The sequence below is a fragment of the Hymenobacter canadensis genome, from assembly GCF_027359925.1.
Lineage (GTDB): Bacteria > Bacteroidota > Bacteroidia > Cytophagales > Hymenobacteraceae > Hymenobacter > Hymenobacter canadensis.
Window position 1 is genome coordinate 2978950 of record NZ_CP114767.1, and the last position, 20696, is coordinate 2999645.

The 20696-nt window shown below is 62.1% G+C and carries 16 protein-coding genes and 2 tRNA genes; 8 read left to right on the forward strand and 10 right to left on the reverse strand.

What is annotated here, in order from left to right; translation table 11 throughout:
* Nucleotides 1–34: 34 nt before the first annotated feature.
* Nucleotides 35–586 carry an RNA methyltransferase gene (locus tag O3303_RS12860; protein ID WP_269558797.1) on the reverse strand — a complete coding sequence of 184 codons (552 nt, stop codon included), beginning with the start codon at nucleotides 584–586 and terminating at the stop codon, nucleotides 35–37.
* A 205-nt stretch (nucleotides 587–791) separates the two neighbouring features.
* Here O3303_RS12860 and mutS point away from each other — a divergent pair, with 205 nt between their 5' ends.
* The 4 genes from mutS to O3303_RS12880 all read left to right on the forward strand — a co-directional run bounded on the left by mutS (nucleotide 792) and on the right by O3303_RS12880 (nucleotide 4521).
* Nucleotides 792–3509, forward strand: coding sequence for a DNA mismatch repair protein MutS (gene mutS, locus O3303_RS12865; RefSeq protein WP_269561912.1), 2718 nt, complete (start codon nucleotides 792–794; stop codon nucleotides 3507–3509).
* Between the two features lie 276 nt (nucleotides 3510–3785).
* Nucleotides 3786–3858, forward strand: a tRNA-Gly gene (locus O3303_RS12870).
* A gap of 106 nt (nucleotides 3859–3964) precedes the next feature.
* A complete protein-coding gene (locus O3303_RS12875; protein ID WP_269558798.1) occupies nucleotides 3965–4453 on the forward strand; it encodes an HNH endonuclease in 489 nt (162 codons plus the stop codon).
* Nucleotides 4439–4521 (forward strand) — tRNA-Leu (locus O3303_RS12880). The genes O3303_RS12875 and O3303_RS12880 overlap by 15 nt, the downstream gene beginning before the upstream one ends.
* Before the next feature lie 53 nt (nucleotides 4522–4574).
* Here the strand turns inward: O3303_RS12880 and O3303_RS12885 are convergent.
* Entirely contained in the window at nucleotides 4575–5102 is a 528-nt protein-coding gene (locus O3303_RS12885; protein WP_269558799.1) for an XrtX-associated membrane protein, read from the reverse strand.
* Nucleotides 5103–5105: 3 nt separating this feature from the next.
* Nucleotides 5106–5585 (reverse strand): exosortase X, encoded by a 480-nt coding sequence (gene xrtX / locus O3303_RS12890; protein WP_269558800.1) that lies wholly within the window; start codon nucleotides 5583–5585, stop codon nucleotides 5106–5108.
* A gap of 332 nt (nucleotides 5586–5917) precedes the next feature.
* On the opposite strand from xrtX, the gene O3303_RS12895 reads away from it, so the two are divergent.
* Nucleotides 5918–6910 (forward strand): AAA family ATPase, encoded by a 993-nt coding sequence (locus O3303_RS12895; protein ID WP_269558801.1) that lies wholly within the window; start codon nucleotides 5918–5920, stop codon nucleotides 6908–6910.
* 438 nt (nucleotides 6911–7348) lie between these two features.
* Here O3303_RS12895 and O3303_RS12900 read toward each other — a convergent pair whose 3' ends face one another.
* Nucleotides 7349–8104, reverse strand: a complete 756-nt coding sequence (locus tag O3303_RS12900; RefSeq protein WP_269558802.1) for a hypothetical protein — start codon at nucleotides 8102–8104, stop codon at nucleotides 7349–7351.
* The gene (locus O3303_RS12905) at nucleotides 8101–8655 is read right to left on the reverse strand and encodes an RNA polymerase sigma factor (RefSeq protein ID WP_269558803.1); all 555 of its coding nucleotides are present in this window, start codon (nucleotides 8653–8655) and stop codon (nucleotides 8101–8103) included. The genes O3303_RS12900 and O3303_RS12905 overlap by 4 nt, the downstream gene beginning before the upstream one ends.
* Nucleotides 8656–8932: 277 nt before the next feature.
* Between O3303_RS12905 and O3303_RS12910 the strand changes: the two genes are divergently transcribed.
* Complete coding sequence (locus O3303_RS12910) at nucleotides 8933–9757, forward strand: class I SAM-dependent methyltransferase (RefSeq protein WP_269558804.1); 825 nt, start codon at nucleotides 8933–8935, stop codon at nucleotides 9755–9757.
* Here O3303_RS12910 and O3303_RS12915 read toward each other — a convergent pair.
* From O3303_RS12915 to O3303_RS12930, 4 genes are all read right to left on the reverse strand, one after another.
* Nucleotides 9754–11013: a lipopolysaccharide biosynthesis protein gene (locus tag O3303_RS12915; protein ID WP_269558805.1), complete on the reverse strand. Its 1260-nt coding sequence runs from the start codon at nucleotides 11011–11013 to the stop codon at nucleotides 9754–9756. The two genes, O3303_RS12910 and O3303_RS12915, sit on opposite strands and share 4 nt — an antisense overlap.
* 137 nt (nucleotides 11014–11150) lie before the next feature.
* Nucleotides 11151–12332 carry a glycosyltransferase gene (locus O3303_RS12920; protein ID WP_269558806.1) on the reverse strand — a complete coding sequence of 394 codons (1182 nt, stop codon included), beginning with the start codon at nucleotides 12330–12332 and terminating at the stop codon, nucleotides 11151–11153.
* Nucleotides 12333–12456: 124 nt separating this feature from the next.
* Nucleotides 12457–14223: a beta-helix domain-containing protein gene (locus O3303_RS12925; protein ID WP_269558807.1), complete on the reverse strand. Its 1767-nt coding sequence runs from the start codon at nucleotides 14221–14223 to the stop codon at nucleotides 12457–12459.
* A gap of 197 nt (nucleotides 14224–14420) precedes the next feature.
* The gene (locus O3303_RS12930) at nucleotides 14421–17255 is read right to left on the reverse strand and encodes a TonB-dependent receptor (RefSeq protein WP_269558808.1); all 2835 of its coding nucleotides are present in this window, start codon (nucleotides 17253–17255) and stop codon (nucleotides 14421–14423) included.
* 147 nt (nucleotides 17256–17402) lie between these two features.
* Here O3303_RS12930 and O3303_RS12935 point away from each other — a divergent pair, with 147 nt between their 5' ends.
* Together O3303_RS12935 and O3303_RS12940 are read left to right on the forward strand one after the other, a co-directional pair.
* Nucleotides 17403–18302, forward strand: coding sequence for a YicC/YloC family endoribonuclease (locus O3303_RS12935; RefSeq protein WP_269558809.1), 900 nt, complete (start codon nucleotides 17403–17405; stop codon nucleotides 18300–18302).
* Nucleotides 18303–18625: 323 nt separating this feature from the next.
* Nucleotides 18626–19171: a hypothetical protein gene (locus tag O3303_RS12940; RefSeq protein WP_269558810.1), complete on the forward strand. Its 546-nt coding sequence runs from the start codon at nucleotides 18626–18628 to the stop codon at nucleotides 19169–19171.
* A gap of 165 nt (nucleotides 19172–19336) precedes the next feature.
* On the opposite strand, the gene O3303_RS12945 is transcribed toward O3303_RS12940, so the two are convergent.
* Nucleotides 19337–20674: a M28 family metallopeptidase gene (locus O3303_RS12945; protein WP_269558811.1), complete on the reverse strand. Its 1338-nt coding sequence runs from the start codon at nucleotides 20672–20674 to the stop codon at nucleotides 19337–19339.
* Nucleotides 20675–20696: the final 22 nt, after the last annotated feature.

A 20696-nucleotide genomic window follows, 5' to 3' on the forward strand; every position in this document is an offset into this window, starting at 1 on the left:
TCCCGTGGCCGTGCTGCTGCCCTGACCCAATCTATCATCTATCATATTGCATATTAGCCATATTCATCCGGCTGATAAACTCCCACAGCACCACCCCGGCCGCCACGCTCACGTTCAGGCTGTGCTTGGTGCCGAACTGCGGAATCTCCACGGCCGCGTCGCACAAAGCCAGCACTTCGTCGTCCACCCCAAATACTTCGTTGCCCATGATCAGGGCGTAGGGCTGGCCGGCTTCTACCCGGAACTCGGGCAGGGGCACGCTGCCGGTGGTCTGCTCTACGGCAATCAGCTGGTAGCCGGCAGCCTTCAGCTGCTGCAGCGCCTCCACGGTGGTGGGGGCGTATTCCCAGGCCACCGACTCGGTGGAGCCCAGGGCCGTTTTGGTGATTTCGCGCTGGGGCGGGCGGCCCGTAATGCCACAGAGCCAGATTTTCTCCACCGCAAAGGCATCGGCTGTGCGGAAGGCCGCGCCCACGTTGTGGAGGCTGCGCACGTTGTCGAGCACTAGGGTGAGGGGGAATTTTCGCGTATTTTTGAAGTCTGCCACCGTCAGCCGGTTCAGCTCTTCCATCGAGAGTTTGCGCATGAAAATGTAGCATAAGCTTCAGCTTGTGCCGCCGGCCAGTATCTGGGCCGCGACGGAGCTAAAACGCCGTTGTATTCGTTCTGACGGGCGCAAGCTAAAGCTTACGCTACATTTCCCCGTGAAAACCAAATCCGCCGACCCCAACAAAAAGCCCATCCGCACGCACGGCACGCTGGGGCCCGCCCCCGTGGTGGATACGCCGCTGATGCGCCAGTACTACGAGCTCAAGCAGGCCCACCCCGGCGCCGTGCTGCTGTTCCGGGTGGGCGACTTCTACGAAACCTTCGGCGAGGATGCCGTCACGGCTTCGCGCATTCTCGATATCACGCTCACCAAGCGCGGGGCGGGCACGGCCTCCGAAACCCCGCTGGCCGGCTTCCCGCACCACTCCCTCGATACCTACCTGCCCAAGCTGGTGCGCGCCGGCCAGCGCGTAGCCATCTGCGACCAGCTCGAAGACCCCAAGCTGGCCAAGGGCCTCGTCAAGCGCGGCATCACGGAGCTCGTCACGCCCGGGGTGAGCCTGCACGACAACGTGCTAGAGCGCCGTTCGAATAACTATCTCTGCGCCGTGCATTTCGGCAAGCACGAAGCCGGCGTGAGCTTCCTCGACATCAGCACCGGCGAGTTTCTGGTGGCCCAGGGCACTATCGACTACCTGGGCAAGCTGCTCCAGAACTTCCAGCCCGCCGAGGTGCTGTTCTGCAAGAAAAGCCGCCGCGAGTTCGAAGACCATTTCGGCCCCGACTACTGCCACTTTGCGCTGGAGGAATGGGTGTTCGGCTTCGACTACGGCCACGACCTGCTCACCCGCCACTTCAACACCACCTCGCTGAAAGGCTTCGGTATCGACGGGCTGCGCGAGGGCATCACGGCCGCCGGTTGCATCCTGCACTACTTGGCCGAAACCAAGCACACCGATGTGGGCCACATCGGTAGCATCGGGCGGCTGGAGGAAGATAAATACGTGTGGCTCGACCGGTTTACGGTGCGCAACCTGGAGCTGGTGCAGGCCCAGCACCCCGGCGGCGTGCCCCTCATCGACATCCTCGACCAGACCGTGACGCCCATGGGCGCGCGCCTGCTGCGCAAGTGGGTGGTGCTGCCCCTCAAGGAGCCCGCCCAGATTCAGCGCCGCCTCGATACCGTGGAGGCCCTGCTCCAGACGCCCGAGCTGCTGGAAAATCTGCTGCAGCACCTGCGCCAGATCAACGACCTGGAGCGGCTGATTTCCAAGGTGGCCGTGCGCCGCATCAACCCCCGCGAGCTGCTCCAGCTGGCCCGCGCTTTGGAGGCCATCAGCCCGATCCGGGAGCAGTTGGCCGGCTCCGGCATCCGGGCGCTGCAGAAGCTGGCCGACCAGCTTAACCCCTGCACCGCCCTGCGCGAGGAAATCCGGGCGAAAATCCGGGAAGACGCGCCTATCCTCACCAACCAGGGCGGCGTGCTCAACGACAAGGTGGATGCCGAGCTGGACGAGCTGCGCGCCATGGCCTTCACTGGCAAAGACTACCTGTTCCAGCTCCAGCAGCGGGCTATTCAGGAAACTGGTATTTCGTCGCTGAAAGTGGCCTACAATAAGGTTTTCGGCTACTACCTCGAAGTCACGAACTCGCACAAGGACAAGGTGCCGACGACCTGGATCCGGAAGCAGACGCTGGTAAATGCCGAACGCTACATCACGGAGGAGCTAAAAACCTACGAGGAGAAGATTCTGCACGCCGAGGAGCGGCTGTTCGTGATTGAGCAGCGCATTTACAACGAGCTGGTGCTCACGGCCGCCGAATACGTGGCCCAGGTGCAGCAGAACGCCCGCGCTATCGGCGTGGCCGACTGCCTGGCCTCCTTCGCCGCCACCGCCCGCCAGCACCGCTACGTGAAGCCGGTGGTGGACGACAGCACCCTGCTCGACATCAAGGCCGGCCGCCACCCCGTGATTGAGCGCCAGCTGCCCCCCGGCGAGCAGTACATCCCCAACGACATCTGCCTTAACCAGGACGACCAGCAGATTGTGGTCATCACCGGCCCCAACATGGCCGGCAAATCGGCGTTGCTGCGCCAGACGGCCCTGATTGTGCTGCTGGCCCAGATCGGCTCCTTCGTGCCCGCTGACGCCGCCCACGTTGGCGTCATCGACAAAATCTTCACCCGCGTAGGCGCTTCCGACAACCTGAGCAAGGGCGAAAGCACCTTCATGGTGGAGATGACCGAAACCGCCTCCATCCTCAACAACCTCTCCGACCGCAGCCTGGTGCTGATGGACGAAATCGGGCGCGGCACCAGCACCTACGACGGCATCAGCATTGCCTGGGCTATTGTGGAGCACCTGCACAACAACCCGCGCTTCACGGCCAAAACCCTGTTCGCCACCCACTACCACGAGCTCAACCAGCTGGCCGACGACTGCCCGCGCGTCCGCAACTACAACGTGGCAGTGAAGGAGGCCGACGGCCGCATCCTATTCCTGCGCAAGCTGCGCGAGGGCGGCTCCGAGCACAGCTTCGGCATCCACGTGGCCCGCATGGCCGGCATGCCCACCTCGGTGGTGCTGCGCGCCAACGAAATCATGCACCACCTGGAGCAGGAGCGCGCCTCTACGGGCGTCGATACCGACGCCGCCACTGAGTTCGACGACGTGTTGGATGGCCTGGAAAGCGAGCCTGCCGGCGGCAAAGTGGTGCCTTTGAACGGAGCCGTACCGGTTACTGCTCCCGAGTCGGCCCGCCGCGGCCCCAAGGCCCAGCCCGCCGCCGCCGTACACAATGCCCCGCGCCCCAGCCTCCAGCTCAGCATGTTCGAGCCCACCGACCCGGCCCTGGAGAAGGTCCGCGAGCTGCTGGAGCGCCTCGACGTGAACACACTCACGCCCATCGAGGCCCTGCTGAAGTTGAACGAGCTGAAGCTGGCCGTTGGCGGAAAGTAGATTCTTACCCGAGCTGCCCGTTTTTTCGCCCCGCCTGCTCCGATTTCCCTCTGTCTGCAGGGAAGTACATCGGAATCAGGCGGGGCGAAATGCGTCTGACCACAGCTTGCGCACCACGAATGGGGTATTTCTATTGAAATTTTTCTCCCTGAAAATCAGCCGACAAAGCTCATCACGGATAGAAATAGCCGGTTTTTTTAGGGTGTGCGCTTGACTTCAGGGATTCTTCTTCTACCTTTGTCACATCAAAACGCCACTACGGCGCCAAGATCAAAAGCGAGAGTAGCTCAGTTGGTAGAGCGCGACCTTGCCAAGGTCGAGGTCGCGAGTTCGAACCTCGTCTCCCGCTCAAAAAGGATGTTTCTTCGGAAGCATCCTTTTTTTGTTTTATGCCGGTACGGTTGCCTCCCGAAAAGGCTCGTTTCGTATCTTCAACAGCCAGTTGCTAGCCGGATATGAAACCCAGAGTTACGGACGCAGAATTCGCCGGAATTGTCGCCGAGTGCCTGTCAGTAGCGCAAGTGCTGGCGCGGCTGGGGCTGGTACCGGCCGGTGGCAACTACAAAACGGTGAATGACCGAATAAAGCGCCAGGTACTAGGAATCGGCCACTTTACGGGAAAAGCCTGGAACGTAGGCAACCGATACCGGAGTTTTGGCAGGAAGTGTAGGCTGGCAGAAATTCTGGTAGCTGATTCTCCTTATACCTTCACGCATGGTCTGCGTGGCCGGCTATTAAAGGAAGGATATAAAGCACATCGGTGCGAGCAGTGTGGTTTGGAAGAGTGGCGAAGTATGCCCATTCCCTTGGAACTACACCACATCAACGGTGTAAACAATGACCACCGATTGGAAAATTTGCAGTTACTTTGCCCTAATTGCCACGCGCAGACAAGTAGCTACCGAGGTAAGAATCAGCTAAAATCTTCAGCCAGAGTGGTGTAATGGTAGCCACGAGGGACTTAAAATCCCTTGTCTTCACGGACGTACGGGTTCGAGTCCCGTCTCTGGTACAAACGACGCGCGGCCTTGCAGGATATACCTGCAAGGCCGCGCGTCGTTTTGGCTAGCCAGTGGGCCGGACCGGACCTGGCCTGTACCAGCGCAGCAGGCAGACCGCTATAATAACAGGGAGCGGCGAAACGAGAAAATCGATGAGGCGGCGCCCGAGCTGGTAGATCCAAGGGACGTTGCCTGTCAGGCGGCCCGCCAGCAGCAAGACGACATAGGTGGCTATTACGGCTCCATAGAGCTTCAGCACCAGTGGCATGTGGTGGGCGGGCAGCAGCAGGCGCAGCAGCAGTAATGCCAGACTCAGGTAAAGCAGCGCGTAGGTAGCTACCACCGGCAGACTGCGCTTCACCACTTCCCCGCTGATGCCCTGCTGCAGGCGGGCCAGCTGCTCGGAGAAGCCCAGAGCGGTGGCGGCTTTCTGCCAGGCAGGGCCCAGAGCGGCAAAAATCACTTCATCGTAGATACCACAGACGAAGAGCAGCCCGATCAGCAGGGCCACGGCCACCAGCCGCATAAGCCGGGCTACTGTCCAGGACCGGTGGGTGGCTACCAGCGACGAATTACCGAGCGTTGCAGGCATAAACTAGTAGGCGGGAGAAGGGGCGGGCACGATGGCCAGACGGCGTGCCCACCACATCCAGAGCAGAAAAATGCAGCCGTACACGACAAACGTGAACGTGTAGTGGTGGTTGAAATCGACGGATTTGTGGGCGTACAGGTGGTTGAGGGCCAGGGCGGCAACCCGCAGCACGTTCAGCAGGTAGATGAGCACAATACCCGTTGGGATAAACCAGAGCTTGCGCACTATCGGCCCCGGATAGGCCAGCACGAACCCGGTGAACAGCGCATACAGCACCAATCCGTTGCAGGGATTCCCGACGAACACGGCCGGTTTCTGCTCGATCAGCAGCAGTTGCGGGCTACTGGCGTTCAGGCTGGCCGGAAAGCCCAGCACCTGTAGCAGCCACGTGGAAGCCTGGGCAATATTTCTGGATAAGGCCGGGTCCAGCCGGTTGTCGGCCCGGAGCCATTGCTCATAGCCGAAGAACCAGACCAGGTACATACCTATTGCAAGCAGCAGAAAGCGCCGTAGAGAATGTATCGGTAGCGAGTTGGCGGGAGAGGGGGCGGCTGTATCCATGCAGTGAAAATAGTGGTTTATTTCAGAGTTGGCCCGCACCGGCATAGCAGTGCCACCGGCGGGCGTGGTGCTTACGGATACGCAGCTACCGGGGCAATTGGCTTTAGGCATGGCGGGTTGCCCGAATATTTTTTTACCCCCGGCCCCGGCGCCCCTCCGGCCGGCGTTGCCGGTAGCAAGTGCCGCTGCATCGGGCCGGGCATACAGATACTACCCGCTTTCTTTACCTTTAGCCGTATTACTGTCTCCCGCGTATGATGCCGTCCTCTTCCAGCCCCAGCACTGCCCCACCCGATTATCAGCTGAAAATCAAGCAGGTATTTGCGGAGATGGGCAAAGTGGTGGTAGGCCAGCAGTACATGATTGGTCGGCTGCTGATCGGGCTCTTTACCGGTGGGCACATCCTGTTGGAAGGCGTGCCGGGTCTGGCCAAAACCCTCACCATCAGCACCCTGTCGAAGGTGCTGCACCTGCACTTTCAGCGCGTACAGTTCACGCCCGACCTGCTGCCCTCCGACCTGGTAGGCACCATGATTTACAACCAGAATCAGTCGGTGTTTGAGGTGAAGAAGGGACCCATTTTTGCCAACCTGGTACTGGCCGATGAGGTGAACCGCTCCCCGGCCAAGGTGCAAAGCGCCCTGCTGGAGGCCATGCAGGAAAAGCAGGTCACGATCGGCGAAACCACGTATCCGCTGGACCTGCCGTTTCTGGTGCTGGCCACCCAGAACCCGGTGGAGCAGGAAGGCACCTACCCGCTGCCCGAGGCCCAGGTCGACCGGTTTATGATGAAGGTGTTTGTGGACTACCTCAAGAAAGCCGACGAGCTGGAGGTGATGCGCCGCATGGCCAACATGAGCTACGTGGGCGAAGTAAGCCCCATTCTGACCAAAGAAGACATCTTCGGCATCCGGCAGCAGATCAATCAGGTGCAGATTTCCGAAACGCTGGAGAAGTACATCATCGAACTGGTGTTTGCCACGCGCCGCCCGGCCGACTACGACCTGCCCGAGTTTCAGCAGTACGTGCAGTTTGGGGTGAGCCCGCGGGCCAGCATTTCGCTGCACCGTGCCGCCAAGGCCGTAGCCTACTTTGATGAGCGCGACTACGTGCTACCCGAAGACATCAAGGATGTGGCCAGTGACGTGCTCAATCACCGCATTCTGCTCACCTACGAGGCCGAGGCCGACGGCATCCGGACCCAGGATCTGATTGAGGCCATTCTACGCAAGGTACCCATCAGCTAACGGCCCTACCGGCCTCAGATACGCAACACCCCGTGCAAACGAACGGGTGTGGCAGCTGGTACCGATACCGCAGATGCGGGCAGTGCTCCTGAAGCGGCCGCAACCGGAGTTCCCCCGGTCAGTCGGGCAATAAGCAGCAGGCAAAACAGCGCCCCACCTACCACCCAGGTCCAGTAATCCTGCTGGGGAACGACAGCCGCGGGCAGCGGAGGGCCGGCAGGTAGTGGGGGAACAGAGCGGACCAGCGTATCCATATAACCGAATGAAAGTGAAACAGCTGAGGAAGCCTCAGCTTTCGCGTAGCAGACAAAAGGCCGGCACCCGGCAGCAGGTGCACCGAGTAGGTCGTTGCTGGGTCAGACAGGTTTTCAAACTAAAAGGCTGCTGAACAACCGCTATTTTTTGCGGCGGCCTCAGGCCCATGTGCCTGCTTTCCCCTCAGAATCTGGGCTTGCCTGTAGTCCGGGCGCGGCGGGGGCTAACCAGATGCCGCGCCCATTGCCCCACCGCCGACAAGCGCCGCCGGATGCCTCTCCCCTTTTCGGCGCGGCGGTGCGTGGGCTGGCGGAATTCGGTGTGAGACCCTTGCTGCCCATCTGCCCTGGGAGCTTCGGTAGCCGAGGGCGCCTGTGCTATTTCCGGGGCAGGCACTACCGCCGGCGTAACGGGGGTGTAAGGAGCTACCGGCAGGGCACTGGCAGCATTGCTATCCACTTCTGACAAAAGCACAGCTGCGAGGTCAGCGTCCAGCGCCGTTGCCAGAGGCGGCAGCTGAGAAGCCAAAGGTGCCACGGCCACTGGCCGCCGGCCTGCTGGGCGGGGTACGGCAGAAAGCCGCCGCCCGGTACCGGCCACCGCTACCGGCCCAGCCGACACCAGCTCCACGGAGGCAGCAGCGTCCGTACCAGGGTTTAGGGGCGTGGCCTGCGCCGCCACCGTGCGGGTTGCCGGCGCGGGTGCGGCGGGCAGCGTAGGCGTGGGCCGGGGCAGCAGCCACCCCGCCGCTACGCCAGCCAGCACCACGGCCGGCAGCAGAAATTTCAGCGGCACCAGCGGCTGCGAAGCGCCAGGCAGCGTTCCGATCCGGCCTTCGATGCCGTTCCAGACCCGGCGGGCTGGCGGCAGCTCAAACTCGCTGAACGCTTCGCGCAGGTGCTGGTCCAGCAGTTCTTCTTCGGGGTCGTCGTAGCTCATAGTCGGAGGAAGGTATTCTGCTGTTGATATAGGGTTTGCAGTTGTTTGCGGGCTTTGCTGAGCTGGGCCTTGGAGGTGCTTTCCTGGATGCCCAGCAGCTCACTGATTTCACTGTGCGAGTACCCATCCACGGCGTAGAGCAGCAGAATCATCTTGCAGCCGTCGGGCAGCTGCTCGATCAGGGCCAGCACCTCGGCTACGTTCAGCCGGTCCAGGGCGGCGGCAGCTACGGCGGGCTCCGGCAGCTGCTCCGGCTCGGCCTGGCAGCGGCGGCGCAGCTTGCCGCTCTGCCAGTGGTTGATGGCCGTCGTGACGACGACGCGCCGGATCCAGCCTTCCAGCGAGCCTTCCGCCCGGAAATCACGCAGGTGCGTGAACACCTTCACGAAGGCATCCTGCAGAATGTCCTCGGCTTCAGCCAGGCAGGTAGCGTACCGGCGCGCCACCCCCAGCATGCGCGCGGCGTAGCGGGCGTAGAGGGCGCGCTGCGCCGCCGGTTCGCGGCGTTGGCAACGGGCCAGCAGGGCATCGAGGTCAGGAGAAGCCAGCATGCAGAACGGAAAGCGCCCGGGCGGTGGGGTCGCACAGCTGGGCAGACAGGAAAGACCAGTAAAAGGCTGCCGACGCAAAGTCGATTAGCGCACATACAGAATACCTGTCAAGTTAACTATCTGTCTGTCAGTTTTATGAAATACACAATAACTACTATATTTTCTACGATATACCCAACCCAAAGCAGCGGCGCCACACAGCAACGGAGTGCTGTTGCGCCTCAGTAGACGGGTGCGAACAGACGTAGTAGCTTTGCAGCTCATTTATCCGTTGCCTGTGTCCCGTCTTACCAAAACCCTGCGCGGGCTGGCCAGCCTGGCGCGCAACCCCTGGCTGCTCAACCACGTGCTGGCCGCCGATACCGCCGACTGGCAGCAGCGCGCCCGGGCCAACGGGCAGCGCGGCCTCACGGCGCAGGGGCTGCCGGCCGTGCCGCTCACGCACTTCCTCTCCCCCACCGCCGCGCACACCGTGCGGCCTTTCGCGTTTCGCGAAGGCGGCTCCCTGCCCACCGACCTGGTGCTGCTGCGCGCCCTGGCTGGGCAGGTGCCGGGCTGCCGCTACTTCGAGATTGGGACGTGGCGCGGCGAAAGCGCCGCCAACGTGGCCGAGGTAGCAGCCTCGGTGCACACCCTGAACCTGTCGGCAGAGGAGATGCGCGGGCTGGGGCTCAGTGAGCGGTACATTGATCTGCACGGCTTTTTCTCGCGGCCCCTGCCCAACGTGCAGCACCTGCACGGCAACTCTGCCACCTTCGACTTGGCAGCGTTGCGGCAGCAGTTCGACGTGGTGTTCATCGACGGCGACCACCGCTACGAGGCCGTGCGCACCGACACGCGCCGCGTGTTCGAGCACCTGGTGGGGCCGGAAACCGTGGTGGTGTGGCACGATGCCAGCCGCCAGCCGGGCGAGCCACGCTGGGAAGTGCTGGCCGGCATCCTCGACGGCCTGCCCGCTGCTGCCGCCGGCCAGCTGGTACAGGTGGAGAATACGCTCTGCGCCCTGTACTCGCCGCGCCCGCTACCCACCCACACCCCGGACCCGCTGCGCGACCCGGACCAGTGGTTTGAGGTGACGCTGCGGCCCGTAGCAGGCCGCTAGCGCGTCCGCAGCAGCCCACGCAGATAGGCCACGTCGGCGGGGCCGGGCAGCCACTCGGCCCAGCCGGCGCCGGTCGCCTGCCCGAACTGCACCAGCAGGTAGGCCGTGGAAGCCACGTACGACAAGGACGTAGCCATAGCGGCTCCCGCAATGCCCAGCCGCGGAATCAGCAGCCAGCAGGCCGGCACCGTCACGGCCAGCCCCACCACGGTAGCCCAGTTGTTGACGCGGTAGCGGCCCAGGCCCGCGAAGTAGCTGCTGCAGGCCACGTTCAAAGCCACCGCCACCACGCCCGGCACCAGCCACCCGATAACCGGCCGCGCCGCCCCAAACTCCGGCCCGAATACGCCCGCCAGCAGCGCAGACGGCAGCAATGCCAGCACCACCACGGCCGCCGCCGTGGCCAGCACTGCCAGCCGGGCCACCTGCAGTGCCGGGGCCAGCTGGGCCTGCTTGTCGTCGGCGTGCACCAGGTCCACGTACTGAATGAGGGCGGCACTGCGCGGAATCAGCCAGATGGCTTCGGCCAGCGCCACGCCCACGCTCAGCACGCCCACGGCCCGCGCATCGGCAAAATGCGCCACAAAATAGTAGCTGAGGCGGTAGTTGGCGAAAGCCAGGATATTGGACAGGTGCGCCCCGCGGCTGTGGTGGCTGAGCTCCTGGGTAGTTTCGCGCAGCCCGCGGCCTCCCTCCCATTGGTCGGGCAGGCGGCGCAGCAGCCCGAAGCTGGCCAGCAGCGGCAGCGCATAGGCCACGTACGCGGCATAGTAGTAGGCCGGCACCTCGCGCCAGCCCAGGCCGGCAAACGCCAGCAGCAGTAGCCCGGCCAGCAGCGCCACCTGCGCTATATTGAGGGCGTTGTAGGCGGCTTCCTGCTTGCGGCCTAGCAGCAGCGAAATATTGATGGACAGAAAGGCCTGCAGCAGTGCCAGCCCCCACAGATGCCCCAGGTAGCTCAGCGGCCCCGGCCGCAGCAGGCCGGCCAGCACTGTGCCAGCCGTGCACACCACCATGGCCCAGCCGTAAGCCGGCACCAGCAGATGCCACACGTTGCGGCGTGGCGCCAGAAATATCAGCGACGAGCCGCCCAGCAGCCCGATAAACAGCAGCAGTGCCGCGCAGTCCGTCACGAACAAGCTCACGCTGCCCCGCCCGGCCGCCCCCAGGTAGCGCGCCGTCAGCCACACCACCGCAAAGCTCAGCAGCGCCGACGACAACCGGGTAGCAAACGTGTGGAAGATGCGGCGGAGCACTTTTGGTGATGGGGTAATGAGGTAATAAAGGTACTGTCATCCTGAGCTTGCGAAGGACCTTATCCCGCCAGGGCTACTACCGAAAGATTCCGTTACAATGTGATAAGGTCCTTCGCAAGCTCAGGATGACAGTACCTTCAGCTCTCCATCACCTCATCATACCAGCTTGCAAACTGCTGGCCGACGGCCTGCTGGCTGAAGTGCTGCTCGGCGTGGCGGTGCAGGGCGGCGGCATCGAACTGCTGCGGGTGGTCGAGGACGCTGGTCAGGGCCTGGGTCAGGGCGTCTTCGTCGGCGGGCGCTACCAGGAAGCCGCGGGTGCCGTCGGGGGGCAGCAGCTCGGGCACGCCGCCGACGTGAGTGGCCACGGCCGGCAGCCCGCTGGCCTGGGCCTCGATGAGCACGCAGGGCAGGTTTTCGTAGTTGCTGAACAGCACGAAGCAGGCTGCACGGCGCATCTCAGCGGCCACAGCTTCAGTGGAGAGCTTGCCCAGAAACGTCACGGTGCCATCCTGCAGCAAGCCCAGGTCGGCGGCCAGCTGGCGGAGCTGGGTTTCGGCGGGACCGTAGCCGGCAATGCGCAGCGTCAGGCCGGGACGGGCGGGCCGCAGGCGCGCCACCACGCGCAGCAGGCCGCTCAGGTTTTTGGCCTGCTCGTTGAAGGCGGCCACGTGCAGCAGGCCCTGCCGCGCCACGGGCGGCTCGGCCGGCCGAAACAAGGCCGTATCCACCACGTTCGGAATCACCACCGTACGGGCATTACCGATGCCCAACTGCCCCAGCGCCCCGCGCAGATTCTCCGACACGGTGTGCAGCGCCGCCGCCGCCCGCACCACCCGCTGCGTGAGGTACCGCCGCAGCGCCCCGATGCGGTGCGCGTTCTGGGGCAGATACAGCGTCCAATGCTCGGTAATGACGTACGGGATGCGGCGCGTCAGCGTCAGCCACCACGCAAACAGGCCTGTGCGCAGCAGCACATGCACGTGCACCAGCTGCGGCGGCGCGCCCCAGTGCCGCACCAGCTGCCGGTAGCCGCGCCCCAGGCACCAGAAGTACAGCCCCAGCTTCAGCACCTTATCCAGCGCGGCCAGGCCGGTGGGGCGGGCACGGTAGTAGTAGCGCAGCGTGGGTACGGGACCGGCCAAGTCGGCGTCGCACTCGGTCAGGCGCCGGAGTGGGCCGCGGGCTACGGCGGCAAACAGCACGGCCACCTGGGCATGGGGCGCAATGGCCGCCACGTGCCGGCCCACGAAGTCGCCATCCTGGTCGTCGTAGCGGTTGGGGTACCACTTGGGCAGCATCAGTACGCGGGGCTTCATCGGGGCGCAAGCTACAGGTTTCAACCCTGATTTCGGCGGCGGCTTTGCCGTATTACCTCAGGCTGTAAACAACAAAAAAGCCTGCTCCACGAGGGAGCAGGCTTTTCCATAAGGGAGTCAGAACCTATTTCGACACCACGAAGCGTACCGACTGCGTGCCGGCTTCAGTAGTAACGGCGGCCACATAGAGGCCGGCGTTCAGCGAAGCAGGCAGCTGCACCACCTGGGTGCCGGCCGCGAGCTTGGCGGCGTTAGTTACCACAGCTACCACACGGCCCGTCACGTCGAGCACGCGCACCGTTACGGCACCGGCTTTCTTCAGCTCAAACGAGAGCTTGGCAGCACCTTCCGTGGGGTTGGGAGCCACGCTCAGGCCCTGCAGCTGCTCGGCGGCCGCTTTGCTGGCCAGCACTTGGCCGGGCACGTTGTAGCAGGTGTTCTGGGGGTTGAAGTTGGTCCAGCCCGTAGCCCAGTTGCCGGCAGGCGTGTTAGGCGCCCCGAAGGCGCCCCGGAAGCTCACCACGTCGAAGGTGCTGTTGGGGCCGCCGTTGCCGGCGCCGGTCAGCTTGGCGTTGGTGAAGGCGCCGCCGGTGTTCAGGATGGAGGCAGCAGGGAGGGCGAAGGCAGGAACGCACTGCGCGTTGTTGCTGCAGTTGCCTTCAAAGCTGAAGTTGTCGGCGTTCAGGCCCAGGCCAGCTACTGCTTGCGTAGTGTCGTTGCCGGCAGCCACAATGGGGTTGATGTTGAAGCCGGCCAGCGGCGTTACGCCGGTACCGTAGGTGGAACGACCGGCCCGGTTAGCCAGGGTAGCGGAGAAGGACGTCGTCGAGATGACGTTGTTCGACAGCGCCAGCGAGCCGCTTTGGGCATTGCTCTGGGTGTAGTTGGCCGAGTTGCTGTTCAGCTCCACCCCGAAGCGGCGCCCGGCAAATACCGAGTTGAAGATGCTTTGGGCCGAGTTCCGACGAATCAGGGCGCTGGCGCTGTTGTTGAACGGCGAGGCCAGCGTAGGCGTGGTCGGCAGCAGGATGGTCATGTTGGTGAACACGGCCGAAGTCTGCGGGCCGTTGGCGGTGCCGGAGGCGTCGTTGTCGCTCTCAAAGCCATTGGACACCCCACCCGAAGCGGTGTCGCCGCGGCGTGGGTCGCGCAGGGCCAGGCCGTACTGCACGCGGCCCGAGAAGCCGTTGTCGGTGTCGAAGTCGTCGTCGGTGCTGCCCAGGGCAATCAGGTACTTGGCATTCACAGTGCCGCCAAACCACTCAAACGAGTCGTCACCGGAGCCCGTTATCTGGATGTGGTCGATGGTGGTGCCATAGCCCACGCCACCCAGCGTCAGGCCGTTGATTTCGTTGTTGGGCTGAAATGCTACGCCGGGATATTCGATGCGCACATACTGCAGCGTTCCAGAGTTGTCGGCTGGGTCGGTGCCGCCAAACGTGGCATTCACGCCGCCCTCAATCGTGGGGTTGCCCGACAGGTTTACAGGCGCACGGCCGCAGAGAATGATGCCGCCCCAGTCGCCGGGAGCCCGGGAGCCGGCCGGCTGGTTGGACGTAAACACGATGGGCTGGGTAGGCGTGCCCACGGCATTCAGCCGCGCGCCCTGCCGAATAACCAGAGTGCCCTGGTTGGCCAGGTCGCCTTTGATGATGGTGCCCGCCTCAATGGTCAGCGTTGCGCCGCTGTTGACATATACGCAGCCGTTGAGCACGTAAATGTTGTTGCGGGTCCAGGTGGTGTTCTGCGTAATCTGAAAGCCGGTTTGCTTGTCGGACGTGCCCGTTCCTACCAGTACCACATTGGAGGCCGTAGTGGGGCACTGTGCCTGCGATGCGAGCGGAGCAAGGGTGGCCAAGGCCAGCAAGACCGGAAGTACAACTTTTTTCATGGGTAGAGAAGAAAAAAAGAGAGTGAATACAAACGCAATAGAAGAGGCCGCGCTTTGCGCCTGACAAAGGTCGCTTCCTTGTTTCTGGGCAAGGTTACCGCTGGGTAGCCTCTGTGTTAAGTTACTGTTGCCCCTGGTGCCCCAGAAGCCGGCTGCCCCGGCTGCTTCCGTTCAAAGAAGGCAACCGGGGCAGCTGGTTAGAAGCGGTAGGTCAGGCCGAGGGTGGAATAGCTCCCGCGCCGGTAGCTGGCAAAGGAGGCTTGGTTTTCTATCCCGTTTATGCGGCCGTTGCGGTCCAAGTCGTAGTACAGCCGGGTTTGCTGGTTGAGCAGGTTCTGGATACCCGCCCGTACCTCCAGGTGCGAGCCGATGCCCTTGGTCACCGACAGATCGACGACGTGGCGGGGCAGGTCATATACCGAGTAGTTCAGGTTCCGGTCGCCTACGAAAGCAATGCGCGGCCCGATTACGTTGTACTGCAGCGACACCTGCCACTTGCCTTCGTCGTCCTGGTAGAATGTACCCAGGTTCACCACGTAAGGCGACTGCCCCTGCAGCGGACGGTCTTCCAGCGCGAAATCCTTGTTGTCGGCCAGGGTGGTATCGAGCTGTACGCGGCTTCTGATCAGCGAGGCATTCATCACAAACGAGAGACGCTGCAGAAACTTGTTTTCCGACATATCCAGCAGCGACTTGCGCAACTCAATCTCGGCGCCCACGTCGTAGGCGCGGGTGGCGTTCTGGTAGGTCAGCAGCAAGTCGGTGCCGGTGGTCGAGCGGGTCACCTGCTCGATGGCATCGAAGAAGCGCTTGCCAAACACGCCCACCGAAATCATCTCCGAGCGGCTGGGGTAGAATTCATAGCGCAGGTCAGCGTTATAGATCTTGGCCGTGCGCAGGTCTTTGTTACCCTGAATAAAGAAGTTATTGCTGACGTCGTAATACGTGTAGTTGGCAATTTCGCGGAACTCCGGCCGGTTCACCGAAATGCTGGCCCCGGCCCGCAGCAGGCTGCGGTCGTTGAAGTTGAACGTGGTATTAAGCGAGGGCAGCACGAACGTGCGGATTTCCTCGTAGCTGTCGCCACCACCCGGCTGGAGGCGCCGGCGGTTGTACTCCACCCGCACACCACCCGTCACGTTGAAGCGGTCCGTGAGTGGCGCCACGCCCCCCACATAGCCCGCCACCAGCCGGTTGTTGCCGGTGTAGCGGTCCTGCGGCTGCGTTGCTTCGCGCAGCACAAAGCCCCCGTTGGTGTTGAGGTTCTGCGGGCTGAAGATGGTCGTCAGCGGCAGGTCTTCCAGCGAGGAGTCGAAGTTGCGCGACCGGTCGTAGTTGAAGTAGCGGCTGTCGTAGCGACGCTCCTTCTCCTCCACGTAGTAGCCAACGCGCACCTTGTACTGGTTAGCGCTCAGCGTATCGCGGCCGTTGATGCGGTGCTCATACTGCGCGCTCGTCATGTAGGTATTTTCCTTCATGGTGGAGTAGAAGCGCGAGCTGGTAGTAGGGTCGCGGTTTACAACCACCCGGTAAGGTGCCGGATTCGCATCGCCGGGCAGGTTGGCATCCAGTTCCCGCTCCTGAATATTCTGGCGGTAGTCCGGCTCGTTGCGGTTCACGTAGTTGTAGCCAGCGGCCCAGGTGAGGGTGCCCGCACCGGCAGCGCCCAGCGTATGCGTGCCGCCCAGCTGCCCCGAGTAGATGGAGCGGCTCTGGTAGTGCAGCGCGAAGTTGTTGCGCTCCAGCAGCGGGTCCGAGATAACGCCGCGGCGGTTTATCACCTCATCAGTGCCGTATTGGTTGAAGAAGTTGCGCAGCTCCAGCTTGTGGTTGTTATTGAGCCGGACCTGGTAGTTGTGGATGATGCCCAGGCGCGCGGCCGATACGCTGCGCGTGTCCACGTAGTCGAAGAACTTTCCGGGCAGTACGTCCGGGGCCGCAGGGTTGTAGGCCGAGAAGCGCTGCCGGGTGGCGTTGTACTGCTCCTGCGTGTTGGAGTACGATACGGAGGTCACGTTGCTCACATACACGCTGCCAATCTCAAACTTGCGGTTCACCCCCAGCGACACCCGCAGGTCGGGTCGCGACGTTACCAGGCGCGGCAAAAATTCGTTGCGCAGCTCGTTGCCCAACGCTGCAGTCTGTTCGCTGTTGCTCGGTACCGCCGACTGCAGGCCGCTCAGCACGCCAGGCATGCCGCGCTGGCCGTTATCAGTGCCCAGAAAGTCGGTGCCGCTGTGGTTGCTCTGCAGAAAGCCGCCCTGAAATGTGTTGGTACTCCGGGCCCAGCTCGAAACCGTGAGGCTGGTAGAATTTTCCAGCACGGCATTCTTGGTATACACTTTCACCACGCCGCCCCCGAATTCGCCGGGCAGCTCCGGCGAGCCCGACTTGAAGATCAGCACCCGGTCAATCACCGAGCTGGGCAGAATGTCAAAGGAAAACGAGCGGGTATCCACTTCGGCCGAAGGCGTGAGGGCGTCATTCAGCAACACCGTGTTGTAGCGCTCGGCCAGGCCCCGGATAACAATGAAGTTGTTGCTCTGCACCGTTACGCCCGGAATGCGCTTTACCACTTCAGCGGCGTCGCGGTCTAGGCTCTTCACAATCTGGTCGTTGCTCATGCCGCTCACCACCACCTCGCTTTTCTTGAGGTCCTGGATCATGGCTACCTCGGTACCGGTCTGCTTCTGGCCGGTCACGGTTACTTCGCCCAGGGCCGTGGAATTTTCTTCCATGGCACCGTTGAGCGTGGTCGGTTGGCCGGCCCGCACCTGCACACCTGGAAAAGTCAGCGGCTTGTAGCCGATGTAGGTCATGGTGATGTTATAGGTGCCGGGGTCCAGCTTCAGCTCGTAGCGGCCCTCCACGTCTACCGGGGCGGCCTGCGTGGTGCCCGTCACCAGCACCGTCGCCCCGATTACTGCTTCACTGGTTTTTCTATCGACTACTTTGCCCACCAGGGAGCCTTGTTGTGCGATGGCCAGCGTACTGAGCAACAAGCTGAAAATCAGCGTTAAAAAACGGAGCATACAGGTAGTTTTCGTTTGCAGTGCAAAAGTACCGGAGGCCTGTTATGCGAATATTGCGTGGGTATTACGCTTTTGTTACGCCGCAGGTAAGTATCTCACATTCTGAAACAAACCGTTACTTTTGCGGCCGTTTTACCCTACCCGCCTATGCTCCAGTCCATGACCGGCTACGGCGTCGCGCACCGCGACACCGACCGCTACTCCGCCACCGTCGAGGTTAAATCCCTGAATTCCAAATCCCTGGACCTGACCCTGCGCTTGCCGCGCTTCCTGCAGGACAAGGAGCTGGAAATCCGCAACCTGGTGGCCAAATCCCTGGTGCGCGGCAAAGTGAACCTGAACTTTGACTTTTTACGAGTCCGCGCCACCGGCACCCAGAGCAGTGTCGTGAACCAGGCCGTGCTGCAGCTGGCGTACGAGGAACTCATGCAGCTGAGCGCCCGCACCGGGGCCTCGCTGGAGCAGCTCACGGCTATTGCTAAAGCCCTGCCCGGCGCCCTACGCCTGCCTACAGAGGCGGTAGCCGCTCCCACCGAGGAAGAAGACGAAGTAACCTGGGACGAACTGCTGCCGCTGGTGCAGGAGGCGCTGGAGCGCGCCAACGAGTTCCGCCGGGCCGAAGGGCAGACGCTCACCACCGAAATCCTGAGCTACCTCGACAGCATCCGCATTCAGCTGGCCGAGATTGAGCGCCACGACCCCCACCGCGTAGAACAGGTGCGCGAGCGGCTCCGCTCCCACCTCGCCGACCTGGCCACCAGCGAGCAGTTCAACACCTCGCGCTTCGAGCAGGAGCTGATCTACTATATCGAGAAGCTGGATATCGCCGAGGAAAAAGTACGGTTGGTCAGCCATCTGCACTACTTCACCGAAACGGTCTATCTGCCGGAGCCCACCGGCAAGAAATTAGCGTTTATTTCGCAGGAAATCGGACGGGAAATCAACACTATCGGTTCCAAGGCCAACGACTCTATTGTCCAACATCTGGTGGTGGGCATGAAGGAGGAACTGGAGAAGATAAAAGAGCAGATTAATAATATTCTGTAAACATGCCCGACTTGCACCGGTTTACAGTTTTGAACTTTGGCAATAAAATCCTGCATATGATTATTGCTATAAATACCTGATATATTCGAGCGAATTGAAATTTAATTTTTACCTTTTCCATTGCCTAAAGCCTGAATAACATTCCTGATTATCCCAAAAAGCCTCTTTTTAGCAAACTGTGTTAATCCGGGATAATTATTTTTTCACAAATCACTTGCTACTCAGGGTTTCCTGCGTAAATTGTGTTATCCGAACAGACTACCTGATGATCAGTCTGCCGTAGAAACCAACCTTGATTTTCATCTTTTTTCAGCCCCATACATATGAAAAAAGTAATACTCTTGCCCGTTTCCTTGTGCCTGATGCTGTTGCTGACGGCCTTCCGCCCCTTTGCTGAGGTAGAACTGATCAAGAAGCGCGTGCTGAGCGAGCGGGTCGAAATCCTGATTCCGAAAGGATTCGAGGTGATGAGCGAGCAGCAGATGGACTTCAACTATGCGAAGTCGCAGAGCCGCCCAAGCGTTATCTACACCAACAGCAAGGAGGCCAGCATCTCCTTCACCTACACCGACAATACGGCCGATCAGGACATGATTGACATGTATGCCGACAACTTCTACAAGACCTATTACAAGCAGTTCAAGGAAGCCAAGTGGTTTGCTAACGGCGTGAAGGAAGTAGGTGGCCGCAAAGTGGGCTACCTCGAGCTGATGAAGCCAGAGCTGGGCCACGAAGTTTACCAGCTGATTTTCTTCACCGACGTGGAGGGCAAGCTGCTCATGTGCACCTTCACCTGCGCCGACCGCCAGAAGCCGGAGTGGGAAACGGTAGCCAAGCAGATCATGAGCTCGTTCAAGACGAACGGCTAGGTCTTCTCTACTTTCAGACTGTAAAAACGCCTGCAACCATTGGCCCCGTGCCAATAGTTGCAGGCGTTTTTTTTTGGCCCCGCGGCAAGGAAACCGGTAGCCGGTAATCGGGCTTCCCTGCCATGGGTGGGTTCTGTTCGGCAGACAGCGGTCGGCCGCTCGGGGCTAGCGGACGGTGCCGGCGCCCAGGCCATCCAGGAACTCCCAGAGCAGGCCGAACACGTTGGCGAAGGCCGTGAGCGGTAGCGTGGTGGCCTGGTCCTGCACATCATGGTAGGCCGTGGGGCCGCCGCGGGTGTAGAGGAAGAAGGCAGGCACGCCCCGCTCCGAAAACGGAAAGTGGTCGGAGTTGGCGGCAGGGCCCCGGGCGGCCAATGATGGCAGGGCCTGGCGGCGGGTATTCAGGGCCTGCAGCCGGGCAAACTGCGCGGGCAGGGTGCGGCCGTTCACTACAGTGGCGCCTTCTGAGCCGGTACCCACCAGATCGAGGTTCAGCAGAAAGCGGATGCGGGCCAGCGGGACCAGCGGGTGCTCCACGAAGAAGAGGGAGCCCAGCAGCCCAGCTTCCTCGGCCCCAAATGCCAGAAACGCCACCGAATACGCCGGCCGGTTTTCGGGGCGGCTGTAGTGGGCGGCCAGCTCCAGGAGCATGGCCGTGCCGCTGGCGTTGTCGTTGGCGCCCGGGAAATAGGTGCGGGCGCCCATGCGGCCCAGGTGGTCATAGTGCGCCGTTACTACCAGAAACGAGTCGGGCTGCAGGCGACCGGGAATGAACCCCACGATGTTCTGGGTGGGATACTGCGGCTGCAGGCGGGCATCCACGCGCGCCTCAACCGTAGCGGCGAGGTTGCCGGGCCCTTGATAGGCCACTTTACGCCACACCGAATCCAGCACTTCCAGCCGCATCTGCGAGGCCTGCTCAGAGGCCAACGACGCCGTGAGCTTAGACACCTGCGTTATGCGCAGGGCAGCGGAGTCGAGGTGCTGGCGGAGCGGCAGGGGCAGCTGGGCCAGGCGCCGCTCGTCGGCAGCCCGTAGCACGTAGCCGCCGAAGTACCAGCGGTGATGCAGGAGCTGTTGCTGAGCGGCAGCATCCGTGAAAACCAGCGTGTCGAGGCGCAGGATGGGTACGGTAGAGAAAGACCCGCCTACGTGCCCGCTACCGGAATTGGGCGCGGCAATAAACTCCGTACCGACGTGCAACGGCCGCGAATGGCCGAACACCGGAAAGCGCAGCATGCCCAGACTCAGCTCCAGCTTCAGCGCCCCCGGAAACGTGTTAATGCCGAGGGTGAAGGGCTGCGTGTAGTTGGGGGCCAGCGGGTGTAGGCCTAGCTCACGGAAACGCTGCCGCAGGTAAGCGGCGGCCTTCTGCTCGCCCTGGCTAACGTAGCCGCGGCCGTGCATGACGGGAGCCGTGAGGGTTTCGATGGTGCGCCGCACGCGGGGCATATCCTGGGCGGCAGCCAGTTGCGCAGTGAAAGCCAGGGCTGCCAGCAGCACACATCGGCACTTTTTACAAGAA

Coding starts and splice junctions, on each gene's coding strand:
- O3303_RS12860 (WP_269558797.1), bottom strand. CDS start 586: ATGCGCAAACTCTCGATGGAAGAGCTGAACCGGCTGACGGTGGCAGAC.
- mutS (WP_269561912.1), top strand. CDS start 792: ATGCGCCAGTACTACGAGCTCAAGCAGGCCCACCCCGGCGCCGTGCTG.
- O3303_RS12875 (WP_269558798.1), top strand. CDS start 3,965: ATGAAACCCAGAGTTACGGACGCAGAATTCGCCGGAATTGTCGCCGAG.
- O3303_RS12885 (WP_269558799.1), bottom strand. CDS start 5,102: ATGCCTGCAACGCTCGGTAATTCGTCGCTGGTAGCCACCCACCGGTCC.
- xrtX (WP_269558800.1), bottom strand. CDS start 5,585: ATGTACCTGGTCTGGTTCTTCGGCTATGAGCAATGGCTCCGGGCCGAC.
- O3303_RS12895 (WP_269558801.1), top strand. CDS start 5,918: ATGATGCCGTCCTCTTCCAGCCCCAGCACTGCCCCACCCGATTATCAG.
- O3303_RS12900 (WP_269558802.1), bottom strand. CDS start 8,104: ATGAGCTACGACGACCCCGAAGAAGAACTGCTGGACCAGCACCTGCGC.
- O3303_RS12905 (WP_269558803.1), bottom strand. CDS start 8,655: ATGCTGGCTTCTCCTGACCTCGATGCCCTGCTGGCCCGTTGCCAACGC.
- O3303_RS12920 (WP_269558806.1), bottom strand. CDS start 12,332: ATGAAGCCCCGCGTACTGATGCTGCCCAAGTGGTACCCCAACCGCTAC.
- O3303_RS12925 (WP_269558807.1), bottom strand. CDS start 14,223: ATGAAAAAAGTTGTACTTCCGGTCTTGCTGGCCTTGGCCACCCTTGCT.
- O3303_RS12930 (WP_269558808.1), bottom strand. CDS start 17,255: ATGCTCCGTTTTTTAACGCTGATTTTCAGCTTGTTGCTCAGTACGCTG.
- O3303_RS12935 (WP_269558809.1), top strand. CDS start 17,403: ATGCTCCAGTCCATGACCGGCTACGGCGTCGCGCACCGCGACACCGAC.
- O3303_RS12940 (WP_269558810.1), top strand. CDS start 18,626: ATGAAAAAAGTAATACTCTTGCCCGTTTCCTTGTGCCTGATGCTGTTG.